The organism is Collinsella aerofaciens, assembly GCF_032584215.1.
Taxonomy (GTDB): Bacteria; Actinomycetota; Coriobacteriia; order Coriobacteriales; family Coriobacteriaceae; genus Collinsella.
This window is the reverse complement of the sequence record NZ_JAWHPN010000022.1, coordinates 1-14,543: the sequence shown is the minus strand read 5'-3', so window position 1 is coordinate 14,543 and position 14,543 is coordinate 1. Positions and strand designations below refer to the sequence as shown.

Below are 14,543 nucleotides of genomic sequence, written 5' to 3'. Positions count from 1 at the left end.
GTGAAACACTGCAAGTTGTTAGTATCCATTATGTTTCACGTGAAACATCTAGGCAAGCGGATTCTTCTTTGCCATGCCATTTGCACGAGGCAATGAAACGGATGCTGAATGACTCTTCTTAAGAACAATGAACTCCCTGTGACCCAAGCCTTCAGGCAAATCAATTGCGTCATTCAGAAGCAAAGTGAAGCCGCAAATCTTAGCTGCTGACATGCCGGAAGCAAGCTCCTCATCCGAAGGATTGCCCTTGGTGATAACAAATAGCCCTCCATCCTTCAGGTACGGAGCCGCATACTCAACAAGAATCGGTAGAGGGGCCAGTGCGCGGGCGGTTACAACGGAGAACTGCTTCTTATGGCTTCGAGCATATTCTTCAAGACGATCATGAACCGCATGAGCATGTTTCAATCCAAGAGCATGGACAAAGGAATTAACCGCATCAACCTTCTTGCCAACAGAGTCAATATAAGTAGCTTTACGATGCGTGGTTATGGTTAATGGAATACCAGGGAAGCCCGCACCTGTTCCCATATCGAGCAAAGCTCCCTCAGGAGCCTTATTGATATAGGGGAGCAAAACAAGTGAGTCGAGGATATGAAGTACGGCAGCATCTTCTACGTTAAGAATACGGGTGAGATTGGTTGTCTTATTTTTTTCTAGAACCAAATCCAAATGCTGGATACATTTCCTCAGCTCAACATCAGTTACGCTCAAGGAATATTCTTTGCAATAGGAAGTTAGGCGACTCAACATCTCGTCAGCCTGATGATCAGTAAGTACTAACAACGAAAGCTCCTTTCTGACAAAAATCAGCGTACCGAGAACTTTTGACAAAAAAAGGGACGTGGAAACCACGTCCCCTTAGCATAAGCTCGAGAAGATTATCGAGCAACAATCACCACATGACGATCAGGGTCAGAACCCTCAGAATGAGTATCGACGGCATCATTGCCACGAAGTGCAATGTGAACCAGTCGACGCTCGTAGGCATTCATGGGCGGAAGCGAAACACTCTTATGAGTGCGGATGGCACGCTCGGCAGCAGACTGAGTCATGGAAGCAACCTTGTCCTGACGGCGACTCTTGTATCCCTCTACGTCCACTACAACCGGATACCTAAATCCAAGTTTGCGGCTCACCAGCAAAGAGAACATAACCTGAAGGGCATCAAGGGTGCGACCATGACGGCCAATGAGAACAGCAAGGTCGGGAGCCGTTACATCCAAAATCAGCTCACCCTCGTCGCCCTCATACTCATCGATAGGAGAGTTGGCGGCATCGAAGTGCGAAAGGATGGAACGCAGGATGGAAATCGCAACATCGGCAATGGTGTCGAGCTCCTCATCGGTCAGCTCTTCACCAGCCTTGTAGCGCTGTGCAATCTCGGGATAATCGCCCGCGACCTGCGGGGCAACCTCCTCAAGCATATCCTCGATGATCTCTTCAGACATAACGTACTCCAAAAGTTAGGTACCTAAATAAGATTGATATCCCACTACTTCTTCTTGTGCGGGCGCGGCTTCTTCTCTCGACGAGTGACCTCAACCTGCAGCGGCGCGTTCTTAAGACGCTCCTCCTCATCAGCCTTCGCCTTGTCGATGACCTTCTGCGTCACAAAAATCTGCTGGATAACCTGCCAAGCAGACGAGACGTCGTAGTACAGCAGAACACCAACGGGAAGGCTCCAGCCCATCCAAAGCATCATGACCGTCATGACAACAGCCATCATACGCATGCTCTGAGCCTGCTGGCCGGTCTGGTTGCGCGACATATAGAGCTGCGGAATCAGGGTCAGGACGGCGAACAGAATCAGGCAGACCAGCGCAGGCAGCACAACCATAAAGCCATCGGCAAAGGAAGCGCTCGGCGTGGTGGTCAGGTCGGGCAGGATGTTGAAGAACGAGAACGTGCCGTCGTTAAAGTACTGCGGCAGGTTGCGCAGCAACGTAAACAGAGCAAACAGGACAGGCATCTGGATCAACAGCGGCAAACAACCAGCCATCGGGTTGAACTTGTTCTCGCTGTAGAACTTCTGCATCTCCTCGGCCTGGCGCTGAGGATCGTCGGCATAGCGCTCCTGAATCTCGAGCATCTTGGGCTGCAGCACCTGCATGCGAGCCGTCGACTTGGTCGACTTGAGCATAAGCGGCGTCAGCAGCAGACGGATGATGACCACCAGGATGACGATGGACAGGCCCCAGTCGACCGCAAAGGTCTGGATGAGCTTGAGCAGCTCGAAAAGGATGTTAACGATCCAATCCCACATGTAAGTTTTCCTCCGATAGCGAGTGCCCGCTAGGGCACAGGGTCATAACCGCCGACGTGCAGGGGATTGCAGCGAGCGATGCGCCTCACGGCAAGCCAGCAGCCTCTCAAAACACCGTACTTCTCAATCGCCTGGACGGCGTATTGCGAGCACGTTGGGTAATAAATGCAGGCGTCAGGCAATAAGGGCGAAATAACCTGTTGATATATGCGAATAGGAGCGATGGCAACACGTCGCAAAACGTGATTGCTCATCGCTCCTCCCCGGCAACGCCGGCGCGTTTCACAAGCGAACGCAATGCCTTGTCCATCTCCTGCGGCGAGGAGACCCTCGTCTTGGGAGTTGCGAACAAGATGATGTCAAAGCCCGCAACGGGAAATCCACAGCTGCGGGCGGCCTCGCGCATCACACGCTTAGAACGGTTGCGCACGACAGCACAACCGAGCCGTTTAGCACCAACGAAGGCGACCCTTCCGGAGTCGCCTTCGCCAACCGATTCACATATGGTCATTCGAATCAGAGGGTGATTGAAACGACGCCCCTGACTGAACACATGCTCGAAATCTTGCCGAGACTTAATAGTCTTCATGCGAGATGTGTGTATCGCTGCTAGACAGTGAGACGCTTGCGGCCCTTGGCGCGACGACGGGCGAGCACGGCACGACCACCCTTAGTGGCCATACGGGCACGGAAGCCATGGGTCTTGGCACGCTTACGCTTATTAGGCTGATACGTACGCTTCATCTTAAGTTCCTCCTGCTGCATTTCGAGTGTCCGCGGGGACGCGGACGCAGATATAGACACGTGAGCTTGAAGATTGTAGGGAAATCAATGTTCAAATGTCAAGGAATCAAAGGTAAAAGGTTGCGCAGTTCACACGGTTCCCCCATAAGCCAAGCTCGATTTAGCGGTACATGGTAACTTTTCACGATATTTCATCGAGTTTTCAACAGGTTATGTTGGCAATGTTAAGAACTTTTCGCCCGTTTTCCAAAGTTTTCAACAGGTTTTGAAAAGTTGTCGAAAGATGAGAAACATTGCACGGTGAGCTACTATTTGTCCGAAACCTTTTGAAAGATTGCGAGCGGCATGTCTGACGACTTTTACACCATGGTCGATTCCGGAGACCCGGCACCCGACAACGAGCACATCACCGGCGTGCGCGAAGAGCGTGCGGAAGGCGAGCAGACGACCACGCAGGCGCCAAAAACCATGTACGCCGCGCGCATCGCCGTCTATGACGACATGCTGTCGACACCGCGTGTGATCGTCATTGATCCGCAAGATGTCCGCACGTATTTGGAAGAGACGACCAACACCGTCTACCAGTGCATGAAAGAACAAGGTGGCCATATCTCGCTCATGGTCATCCGCGAGATTGTCGAAAACTTTATCCACGCACACTTTGCCGAGCCCATCATCTCGATTCTGGACGGCGGAGACACCATCCGCTTTGCTGATCAAGGACCCGGCATCGACGACAAGGAGCGCGCTTTCGACTTTGGCGTTACCAGCGCAAATAGCAAGATGAAGCGCTATATCCGTGGAACCGGAGCAGGGTTTCCCATGGTGCAAGAGTATTTGGAAAACGCCGGCGGTGCCGTATCCATCGAGGACAACATGGGCAACGGCACCGTGGTTACGGTAAGCCTGAACCCTAAACGCGTGCAGGAAATCGAGCGTGCCGGTGGACGCGGTGCTGCCGTGCGGCCCGAGACGGAGCAGCCCACATATCCCCTGCCGGGAGCTTTTGCGCAGCAGCCCATGGCAACGCAGCAGATGCAGCCTCCCGTGGGGCAGATACAGCAGCCCGGAATGCTTCCTACACAAGAGCCCCAGGCGACATCGATGTCGATGCCGCCAAACATGCCAGAGGCCATGCCGCTGGCGGATCAGGATGCAGCAGCAATGCAGCAGGCGACGGGGGCACCGGGTGGCCAGCAAATAGGCTATCAGCCGTACCAACAGGGATATCCATATCAGCAGATGCCGCCACTGGGGTACGGGCAGCAGTTCCCGCAGCAGTACCAGCAGGGATATCAGCAGCCGTACCAGCAGATGCCGCAGCAGCAGTACAACCCCTGGGCCCAGCAGATGCCTCCGCAGCCTTACCAACAGTGGCCTCAAAGTTTTCAACAGCAAATGCGGTCGATGCAGAGTTCTCAACAACCAGCAGCTCAAATGATGTATCCTAATGCAGCAAATCAGTATGCGCAGCCACAACCGGACGTGTTCGTAAGCGATCGCGGCAACGCCGCGCTGGGCTATCTAGCGCAAAATCAAGCGTGCGGTGCAACCGATCTGGCGAGGGCGTTTGGAAACTCGGCCCCCACTTGGTCACGCACGCTCAATGACTTGGCGCAGGCCGGCTTGGTCATCAAGCATGGCCAGAAATACCATCTGACCGAACTCGGCGCCGCTCGCGTGCGAGCTCAGAGCTAAAGAACGGGAGAGACAGTGGACGAGGAAGCAAGCATCATCCTGGGGGATGCCATCGCCTTTTGCCAGCGCGACGGCCAAGATGCACGCCTCATCAACATGCTGGGGCAATCGCGCGCCATAAGCCTGACCGAAGATACGCTCACGATCGAGGCCCCCTCGCGCTTTGCCATCGCGCAGCTCAAAAAGCATCAGCCAACTATTGAGGCCTATCTGGAAGAAATCGCCTTTGCACCGATTGCGCTCGACATCGTGGCACCGCAAGGCGCCGCGACGGAATCTGCTGCCGCGATGGTGCCCGCCACGGCTCCCGCCGCTTCCCCGGCGGCACCGGCCTCCGCAGTCGACGTGCCGACAATCGAGCACCAGCACAGCGATGTTTCCCGTGAAACCATGGCACCGTTGCCGACCGCGGCGGCGACGCCAACGAACGCGCCCGTCACGCACATGCCCATCGCTCACGACGCAGCGGCGGGCGCGGATTCGGGCATTGCAATCAAGAACACGCTCTCGGCCGACGATTTTCGCCGCATGATGAACCAGATGAAGGGCGGAGCGCCGACTAAATCCACGCAAGCTGCGACCCCCGCTTCACCCATGCCAGCACCGACCGTGCTGGCCGAGCAGAATACGGATGGAGCCCCACTCGCCGCGAACTCAAAATTTACCTTTGAGAACTTTGTCTACGGCCCCGAGAACAGCCACGCCTATCGCTCGGCACTCAAGTTTGCCGCCCTCGCGGACGAGCGCGGCACATGCACATCACTGTTCATCTACGGCAAATCGGGCCTGGGCAAGACGCACCTGCTGCTTGCCATCAAAAACGAGCTCGCCGAGAAGTCGCCCGAGATCAAGGTCAAGTATGCCAACTCCCAGGCATATCTGGACGACCTGATGACCGAGTTCGACCGTCAAAAGAAGAGCAACGCCCCCATCATGCAGGCGTACCACGGCGTGGACGTGCTCATCATCGATGACATCCAAAACATCATCGGCAAGCGCGCGAGCGTGGACTACTTTTTCCAGCTCATGGACGAGTTCATCCGCAACAACAAGAAGGTCGTCATCGCGGCAGACCGCGCCCCCAAGGACCTGAGCATGGACGAGCGTCTGACCAGCCGCTTCAACGCCGGCATGCTCTGCCTGGTCGCAGAGCCCAGCTACGAGATGAAATACAAGATCTTGCAGCGCTATTATGAGAACACCATCGTCGCCGCTCCCGAGGCGGGCGACGACTCACTGCTGGCGGCCTACGGGGGCGACGGCGGGCACCTGACCGATGAGCACTTTAAGCACATGGCAGAGGTGTCGGGCACCAACATCCGCGAACTCGAGAGCTTCTGCGAGCGCTGCGCCGGCGAGGCGGGCGACCGCGAACGCGAGGGCGGGGAGCTCACCTTTGACGATATCGACGCCATCGCCAGCCAGTACTTCGACACATCGGCCAAAAAGATCAACGTGCAAACGGTTCAGTCCGTCATCGAAGAGCAGTACGGCGTAACGCACGAGGAGCTCATCGGTCCGCGTCGCAACGCCAATATCGCCAAAGCACGCCACATTGCCATCTATCTGGCCATCGAAATGTGCGAGATGACGACCACGGCGGTGGGCGCCGAATTTGGCAACCGCAACCACTCGACCGTCAGCACGAGTTACAAAAAAGTCCAGAAGATGATCCAGGAAGACCGCACCGTCACCGAAGACCTCAAGTCGCTGCGCGATAAAATTACACTGCGCTCGTAGGGAAATAGAGACACCTGTTGAAAACTTGTCGAAACCACGGGCATAAGGTGTCTAAAACCCAACCCGCGGCGATGAAAAGTTTTGCGCAGGTTTTGAACGTGGAAAACCACCCCCGTTGCACACAGGTTGCTGTCGATTCTCTTTCTGGGTCTGACCTGCGTCTTTGGGAGTAATCAACAGTTTCGTCAGTGCTATTACTATTATTAAGATATTTATATCTATAGAAAGGTATTAAAAGATGAAGTTCACCGTCAGCCAGAGCTCGCTTACACAAGCCATCGGCGTCGTTATGAAGGGTGTCGCTTCGGCATCCACCCTCCCCATCCTGTCGGGCGTGCTCGTTAAGGCGCAAGACGGCATCTTGGAATTCCAGACCTCTAACTACACCATCTCGATCCGTCATCGCATCGCGGCGCATGTCGAAGAAGAGGGCGAGATGGTTATCCCCTGTAAGATGCTCTCCAATATCACCAAGACCCTCCCCGATGCCCCGGTCACCTTTGAGCTGTCCGAGCGCCAGGTGCTGATTGGTTGCGAGAAGAGCTCGTTCCGCCTGAACACGCTCGATGCCAATGACTTCCCCGAGTTTCCGGCCTATGCCATCGAGAGTGCCGTGGAGCTGCCGACCGATATCTTGTCCGAGATGGTCGGGCGTGTATGGCGCGTCACCTCGACCGACAAGGCCCGCCCCATCCTGGGCGGCGTGCACATGAAGGTCGAGAACAACACCGTGCGCCTGGTGGCGACCGATTCCTTCCGCTTGGCCGTGTGCGATACGCAGGTTGAGACCTCGACCCTCGAGGGTTCCTTTGAGCTCAACGTTCCGGCCGACGCCTTTAACGACGCGCTGAACATCATGGCCAGCCAGGCGACCATCATGATCGGGGCTACCGACACCCAGGTCGTCTTCGAGGCCGGCAATACCACCTACGTGTCGCGCCGCATCGAGGGCGTGTACCCCAACTACAAGCAGCTCATCCCCGATTCGTGCGTGACGAGCGTCAAGATCGACGTCGCCGCCTTTAACGCCGCCCTCAAGCGCGTGGCCGTTATCGCGAGCGCCAACCCCGCCGTCAAGTTCGAGATCGATGTCGAGAACGGGCAGATGGGCCTGTCCTCCATTTCCAATGACCAGGACCTTGCACAGGAGACGATCGATGTCGAGGCCGAGGGCGAGTCGGGTACCATCGCCTTCAACTACCACTACATCTTCGGCTGCCTCAATGCCCTGTCCAAGGAGAAGGAGATCACGCTGGAGCTCAAGAGCTACTCGCAGGCGGGCATCTTCAAGTCCTACGACAAGATCAACTACCTGTACCTGGTCATGCCGGTCCGCATCTAGCGCTTCGCCATGACCATGTTCGCCCGCGATCTTTCCGTCGCGCACTACCGCAGCTTCGATAACTATCGTCTTGCCCTGGACGAGGGCGTGACGATACTTGCGGGACCCAACGCGGCGGGAAAGACCAATCTCATAGAGGCGCTGCAGCTGCTGACGAGCGGCGCCTCGTTTAGGCATCCGACCGCAGTCGAGCTCGTCCATGATGGCGTGGGCTCGTGCAAGGTCGAGCTGAGGCTCGAGGGCGACGGCCGCGTGCTTGATATGGGATTGAGCGCGGAGGACGGTAAGCGCTCGTTTAGCCGCAACGGCAAGAGATGCTCTGCCGCCGGTGTGCGCGGGGTTCTGCCGAGCGTGCTGTTTTGCCCCGACCATCTGGACATGGTTAAGCGAGGCGCCAGTGTGCGCCGCGCCGCCCTCGATGACTTTGGCATGCAACTGAGCGCACGCTATGCCGATCTTGCGAGCACCTATGGGCGCTGCGTGACCCAGCGTAACGCCTTGCTCAAGGAGACCTGGTGCTGCCGTGAGATGCTCGGCGCGTGGAACGATTCGATTGCCCGCGCGGGCTCGGCCCTGCTCGTGCACCGGTTGGCCCTACTCGACCGGCTGGCGGGCCATGTGCGCACTGCCTACGGGCAAGTGGCGTCCGGTGAGGCTGCCAACGTGACCTATACGTCCACGCTGGGGGATTTGCCCCAGGTCGAGGATCGCGAAGAGCTGAAGGGCTGGGCGTACGAGCGCATGCTGGCCGCCCTTGATGAGCACGCCGACGAGGAAATTCGCCGCGGCGTGACGTTGGTGGGACCGCATCGCGACGAGATTGAATTTACCGTGGCGGGTCGCTCCGCTCGTTCATTTGCCAGCCAAGGACAGCAGCGAACGTTGGTACTGTCCTGGAAGGTGGCCGAGGTGGCCGTGGCTCGCGATGTTCTGGGTACTGCTCCGCTGTTGCTTCTGGACGACGTGATGAGCGAGCTCGACGGCGAGCGCCGCGGTGCTTTTCTGCGGCTGATCGGCGATGATATCCAAACGGTCATAACCACGACCAACCTGGGATATTTTACCGATGACCTGCTTGATCGAGCCAAGGTGGTGAGCATGGGTGAGACGTGCTAATTACGAGCGCGAGAGCGAGACGGTCGCCTTCAGTGGGTTTTTGAACGCAGAGCGCCAGCGCATCCTGGCGTCGGCGACGCCTGAGCGCCGTGCGCAGATGGAGGCTGCCGAGGAGTCGCGCGCGGTCTATCGCGCGTGGAACGCGGTGTGCTCGGGCACGCGCGAGGGGCGGCATGTGACGGGTCTGCGCTACCTGCCCGAGTCCAATGAGCTGCTGGTATATCTCGATTCGCCCTCGTGGACGCAGGAAATGACGCTGTTGCGCGAGATCATCCGCGCGCGCATGGAGCGCGCCGGTGCGCATGTGGACGGCCTGGTGTTCAAAACCACCGCACCCGGTCACACGCCGCCCGCCGCCAAGGAGCGCCTGCGCCCGGCGACGACCGAGCGCCCGCCGGCCCCGCACGCCGACCTAAGTGAGGCCGAGCGCACCGAGATTGAGCGCCAAGTGGCGCCCATCGAAGACCAAAAACTGCGCGAGGCCCTCGAGAATGCCATGAGAGCCAGTGCCGAGTGGGCCAAGGGCGTGCAAAGCAAAAAAGAGCCTTAAATCGCATCTGGTGGCCTTGTAGAGCCAAATACCCTCGTTCCCGAGGGTATTTTTTTACGATAAACTAGTAAGGCTGTACACATTTTCTTGACTGAAGGAGGACGTGTGGCAAACGAAAACGATTACGATGGCGGCGAGATTAAGATTCTCGAAGGTCTCGAGGCCGTTCGTAAGCGCCCGGGCATGTATATCGGCTCGACGAGCGCCAGCGGTCTGCATCACCTGGTGTGGGAGATCGTTGACAACTCCGTCGACGAGGCCATGGCCGGTTTCTGCACCGAGATCCAGGTGACGGTCCACGCCGACAACTCCATCACGGTCGTCGACAACGGGCGCGGCATCCCCGTCGACGAGCACCCTGTTAAAAAGATCCCGACGCTCGAGGTCGTCATGACGATCTTGCACGCCGGCGGTAAGTTCGATAACTCGGCCTATAAGGTCTCGGGCGGCCTGCACGGCGTGGGCATCTCCGTCGTCAACGCACTGTCCAAGCGCGTGGTCGTTCAGGTTCGTCGCGATGGCAACACCTACGAGATGGAGTTCTCGCGCGGCAAGACCGTCAAGAAGATGGAGGTCGTGGGCACCTCGGATTCGACGGGCACCACCGTCACCTTCTGGCCCGACGATGAGATCTTCGAGACCTGCATCTACGATTTCGATACGCTGCATAACCGTCTGCAGGAGACGGCGTTCCTCAATAAGAACCTCAAAATCGTGCTGACCGACGAGCGCGAAGCGACTCCCCACGTGGAGGAGTTTTGCTACGAGGGCGGCATCATCGACTTCGTCAAGTTCCTCAACGAGGGCAAGGACGTCCCCGAGGCCTTTAAGGAGCCCATCTACATCGAGGGCAAATCGGACCCGGACGCGCCTGTGGCCAAGATGGGCGAGGTCGAGGTTTCCCTGCAGTGGAATAGCGGCTACGGCGAGAACGTCATGTCGTTTGCCAACGACATCTACACCCCCGAAGGCGGCATGCACCTTGAAGGCTTCCGCACCGCGCTCACCCGCGTGATCAACGATTACGCGCGCAAGCAGAACCTGCTCAAGGAAAAAGACGCCAACCTGACCGGCGACGATGTGCGCGAGGGCCTTTCGGCCGTTATCTCGGTCAAGCTGCCCGATCCGCAGTTTGAGGGCCAGACCAAGGCCAAGCTCGGCAGCTCCTATATGCGCGCGCTGACGCTCAAGATCGTGACCGACGGCCTTGCCGATTACCTCGAGGAGCACCCTAAGCCCGCTCGCGAGATCGTCAAGAAGGCGCAGCAGGCCTGCAAGGCGCGCAATGCCGCCCGCAAGGCGCGCGAGGCGACCCGCCGCAAGAGCCTGCTCGAGACGGCGTCCCTGCCCGGTAAGCTCGCTGACTGCTCGGTGCGCGATGCCGAGCTGACCGAGCTCTTCATCGTAGAGGGCGACTCGGCAGGCGGTTCGGCCAAGGACGGCCGCCGCCGAGACATCCAGGCGATTCTGCCCCTGCGCGGCAAGATTTTGAACGTCGAACGCGTTGGTGACCATCGCGCGTTCTCGAGTGACACCATTCAGTCGCTGATTACCGCGATCGGCTGCGGCGTCACGACGAGTGCCGGCGACGGCGGCGACTTCGATATCACCAAGGCGCGCTACCACAAGATCATCATCATGACCGATGCAGACGTCGACGGTGCGCATATCCGCATCCTGCTGCTGACGTTCTTCTACAAGTACATGCGTCCGCTGATCGATGCCGGCTACGTCTATGTTGCCTGCCCGCCCATCTTTGGCATTAAGGTGCGCAACAAGATCCACTACGTGTATCCCAACGGCCGCCAGCCCGAAGACGAGATCCTGCGCGACACCATCCAGAGTCTGGGCCTGAACCCCGACGATAACGACGAGGACGGCAAGGCCAAGGACGGCAAGATTACCAAAAAGCGCAAGGGCTATACCGTCCAGCGCTACAAGGGCCTGGGCGAGATGGACCCCAAGCAGCTTGCCTCGACGACGATGGACCCCAAGACCCGCATTCTGCAGCGCGTGTCGATCGAGGACGCCGTGGTGGCGGACCGCGCCGTGCGCGAGCTGATGGGTTCCGAGGTCGGCTATCGCCGCGAGTACATCGAGAAGCATGCACATGATGCACGATTCCTTGACGCTTAAGAGGAGGTAACGTGGCAGACGATATCAACAATAACGAGGGTATGGACGAGGCCGGCGATGCCGGTATGCCCGATGATCTGAAGCGCCTGCTTGCCCGTGCTGAGCAGGGCGAGGACGGCGATCCGGACGCCTATAACCCCGATGCCGATGATGATGAGGAAGAAGACGACGACGCCGAGCTCGAGGAGAGCTTTGGCGAAGTCGATCGCGGCGCCTCGGCCGGCGAGGATATCAACGGCGGCCAGCTCCAGATTTCGGAGTTTGGCCGCGAGATGAAGCAGTCGTTCATCGAGTATTCGATGTCGGTCATCACGGCGCGCGCCCTGCCGGACGTGCGCGACGGCTTAAAGCCGGTGCACCGCCGCATCCTGTACGCGATGAACGAGAGCGGCATCTACCCCAACCGACCGCACAAGAAGTCGGCCTGGACGGTCGGCGAAGTTATCGGTAAGTACCACCCGCACGGTGACTCCGCGGTCTATGAGGCCATGGTCCGCCTGGCGCAGTGGTTCTCCATGCGCACGCCGCTCATCGACGGTCACGGCAACTTCGGCAACATCGACGGCGACGGCGCGGCGGCCATGCGTTACACCGAGAGCCGCCTGGCAAAGCCCGCCATGGAACTGCTGCGCGACCTGCAGAAGGATACCGTCGACTGGCAGCCCAACTACGACGAATCGCTCGCCGAGCCCGTGGCGCTGCCTGCGCGCTTCCCCAACCTGCTGGTCAACGGCAGCCAGGGCATCGCCGTCGGCATGGCCACCAACATCGCTCCGCATAACCTCACCGAGGCGATCGAGGCCACTTGCTACCTGATCGACAACCCCGACGCCACCGTCGACGAGCTCATGCAGATCATGCCCGGTCCGGACTTCCCCACCGGCGCCATCATCATGGGCAGCGCCGGCATTAAGCAGAGCTACGAGACCGGCCGCGGCTCCATTACCGTGCGTGCCAAGGAACATGTGGAGTCCACCAAGACCGGCCGCAGCCGCCTGGTCTTTACCGAGATTCCCTACATGGTCAACAAGGGCACCCTGCAGGAGAAGATCGCCCAGCTCGTCAACGACAAACGCATCGAGGGCATCTCGGATATGCGCGATGAGTCCAACCAGAAGGGTATCCGTCTGGTCATCGAGCTCAAGAAGGGCGTCATTCCGCAGGTCGTGCTCAACAACCTGTATAAGTACACCTCGCTGCAGACGACCTTTGGCGCCAACAACCTGGCGCTCGTCAACGGCGTTCCCAAATGCCTGAGCCTGCGCGAGATGCTGCAGCACTACATCGATCACCAGGTCGACGTCGTCACCCGCCGCACCCGCTTCGACCTTAAGAAGGCCCAGGCGCGTGCCCATATCCTCGAGGGCTACCTGATGGCCCTTGACCATATCGACGAGGTCATTAGCATCATCCGCTCCTCGCAGACCGACTCCGAGGCCAGCAGCCGCCTGATCGAGCGCTTTGGCTTTACGCCCGAGCAGACCACGGCCATCCTCGAGATGAAGCTGCGCCGCCTGACCGGTCTGGAGCGCGACAAGATCCAAGAAGAGTTGGACGGCCTGCGCCGCGCCATCGCCTACTACGAGGACCTGCTGGCGCATGAGGAGAAGATCCTGGGCGTCATCAAGGAAGAGATGCGCGAGATTTCCAAGAAGTTTGGCGACAAGCGCCGCACCGAGATCAGCCAGGTTGAGAAGGACCTGGATGTCGAGGACCTCATCGCCGACGAGGACATGGTCGTGACCATCACCCACACCGGCTATGTCAAGCGCATCCCGGTGGCTGCCTACCGTGCCCAGAAGCGCGGTGGCAAGGGCGTGTCGGGCGTCAACCTCAAAGAGGACGACGTTATCGACGAGATGTTCATCGCGTCCACGCACGAGTATGTGCTGTTCTTCTCGAGCAAGGGCAAGGTCTATCGCCTGAAGGTGCACGAGCTGCCGGTGGGTACGCGCCAGGCGCGCGGTACCGCGATCGTCAACCTGCTGCCCTTCGAGGAGGGCGAGAAGATCGCGAGCGTCATCAGCTGCCGCGAGTTCCCGGCCGACGAGTACCTGATGTTTGCCACTAAGAGTGGCATGGTCAAGAAGACCGTGATGAGCGCATATGACCGCAGCCGTCGCGATGGCCTGATCGCTATCAACCTGCGTGACGATGACGCGCTGCTGAACGTGCGCCGCGTGCGCGAGGGCGACAAGATTATCCTGGCCACCACCGCGGGCAAGGCGATCATGTTCTCCGAGGAGCAGGTGCGCGCCACCGGCCGCGATACCAGCGGCGTTCGTGGTATCGGCATGAAGGACGGCGTGAGCGTTCTGGGCATGGAAGTCACTAACGGCAACGGCGATCTGTTCGTCATTACCGAGCGTGGCTATGGCAAGCGCACGCCGGTTGCGGACTACCCGGAGCAGAATCGCGGCGGCCAGGGTGTCTACACCATCCAGATGACCGAGCGTAAGGGTAACCTTGCGGCCATGAAGACGGTGGGCCCGCAGCACGAGCTGTTCATCGTGACGGAGGGCGCGACGGTCATTCGCGTCAAGACCGACGAGATCAGCCAGACTGGCCGCGCCACCCAGGGCGTCAAGATGATGACCGTCGACGACAACGACCGCATCTGCGCCGTAGCCCGCATGACAGCCGCCAAGGAGAAGCCCGAAGGCGAAGCCGCAGAAAACGGCTCCGCCCCCGAAGAAACCCCTGTCGATCTAGGCGACGGCAACGACATGCCAGAAGATCTCCTAGACGAGTAAGAGGCCCTAGCTGGTAAAAAATATCAGACCCCATATATCGGCGGTCGGCGCACTGCGCGCCGACCGCTTTTTTCAAGACTTTAGTCTGCTGGCCGCGCAGCGGCCAGCTTTAAACCACCCGCTACGCGGGTGGAGACAAACGGCTTTACAAAGCCACCCCTCCGACCGATATTGACGATTGTTCAGGCCGTCAAGAAT

Annotated in this window: 13 protein-coding genes; 7 read left to right on the top strand and 6 right to left on the bottom strand. The window is 58.7% G+C overall.

From position 1 onward, the window contains the following. Positions 1–48: 48 nt before the first annotated feature. The 6 genes from rsmG to rpmH form a co-directional block, all read right to left on the bottom strand. Entirely contained in the window at positions 49–714 is a 666-nt protein-coding gene (rsmG, locus tag RX395_RS07265; RefSeq protein ID WP_316366552.1) for a 16S rRNA (guanine(527)-N(7))-methyltransferase RsmG, read from the bottom strand. Between the two features lie 167 nt (positions 715–881). Next, positions 882–1,451 (bottom strand): Jag family protein, encoded by a 570-nt coding sequence (locus tag RX395_RS07260; protein WP_316366550.1) that lies wholly within the window; start codon positions 1,449–1,451, stop codon positions 882–884. 44 nt (positions 1,452–1,495) lie between these two features. After that, entirely contained in the window at positions 1,496–2,266 is a 771-nt protein-coding gene (locus RX395_RS07255; RefSeq protein ID WP_316366548.1) for a YidC/Oxa1 family membrane protein insertase, read from the bottom strand. Between the two features lie 29 nt (positions 2,267–2,295). After that, positions 2,296–2,520: a membrane protein insertion efficiency factor YidD gene (yidD, locus tag RX395_RS07250; RefSeq protein WP_022093804.1), complete on the bottom strand. Its 225-nt coding sequence runs from the start codon at positions 2,518–2,520 to the stop codon at positions 2,296–2,298. Beyond that, the gene (rnpA, locus tag RX395_RS07245) at positions 2,517–2,855 is read right to left on the bottom strand and encodes a ribonuclease P protein component (protein WP_316366546.1); all 339 of its coding nucleotides are present in this window, start codon (positions 2,853–2,855) and stop codon (positions 2,517–2,519) included. The genes yidD and rnpA overlap by 4 nt, the downstream gene beginning before the upstream one ends. 20 nt (positions 2,856–2,875) lie before the next feature. Further along, positions 2,876–3,010 carry a 50S ribosomal protein L34 gene (gene rpmH / locus RX395_RS07240; protein WP_019127408.1) on the bottom strand — a complete coding sequence of 45 codons (135 nt, stop codon included), beginning with the start codon at positions 3,008–3,010 and terminating at the stop codon, positions 2,876–2,878. 345 nt (positions 3,011–3,355) lie between these two features. On the opposite strand from rpmH, the gene RX395_RS07235 reads away from it, so the two are divergent. The 7 genes from RX395_RS07235 to gyrA all read left to right on the top strand — a co-directional run bounded on the left by RX395_RS07235 (position 3,356) and on the right by gyrA (position 14,345). After that, the gene (locus RX395_RS07235) at positions 3,356–4,708 is read left to right on the top strand and encodes an ATP-binding protein (protein ID WP_316366541.1); all 1,353 of its coding nucleotides are present in this window, start codon (positions 3,356–3,358) and stop codon (positions 4,706–4,708) included. A gap of 15 nt (positions 4,709–4,723) precedes the next feature. Then, positions 4,724–6,448 (top strand): DnaA ATPase domain-containing protein, encoded by a 1,725-nt coding sequence (locus RX395_RS07230; RefSeq protein ID WP_316366539.1) that lies wholly within the window; start codon positions 4,724–4,726, stop codon positions 6,446–6,448. A gap of 238 nt (positions 6,449–6,686) precedes the next feature. Further along, the gene (dnaN, locus tag RX395_RS07225; protein ID WP_022094338.1) at positions 6,687–7,790 is read left to right on the top strand and encodes a DNA polymerase III subunit beta; all 1,104 of its coding nucleotides are present in this window, start codon (positions 6,687–6,689) and stop codon (positions 7,788–7,790) included. 9 nt (positions 7,791–7,799) lie between these two features. Next, positions 7,800–8,906 (top strand): DNA replication/repair protein RecF, encoded by a 1,107-nt coding sequence (gene recF, locus RX395_RS07220; RefSeq protein ID WP_316366535.1) that lies wholly within the window; start codon positions 7,800–7,802, stop codon positions 8,904–8,906. Continuing rightward, positions 8,893–9,456 carry a DciA family protein gene (locus RX395_RS07215; RefSeq protein WP_271734049.1) on the top strand — a complete coding sequence of 188 codons (564 nt, stop codon included), beginning with the start codon at positions 8,893–8,895 and terminating at the stop codon, positions 9,454–9,456. The genes recF and RX395_RS07215 overlap by 14 nt, the downstream gene beginning before the upstream one ends. Positions 9,457–9,561: 105 nt before the next feature. Then, complete coding sequence (gene gyrB, locus RX395_RS07210; protein WP_117769723.1) at positions 9,562–11,592, top strand: DNA topoisomerase (ATP-hydrolyzing) subunit B; 2,031 nt, start codon at positions 9,562–9,564, stop codon at positions 11,590–11,592. 41 nt (positions 11,593–11,633) lie between these two features. After that, positions 11,634–14,345, top strand: coding sequence for a DNA gyrase subunit A (gene gyrA / locus RX395_RS07205; protein ID WP_316366579.1), 2,712 nt, complete (start codon positions 11,634–11,636; stop codon positions 14,343–14,345). The last annotated feature ends 198 nt before the right edge of the window (positions 14,346–14,543 follow it).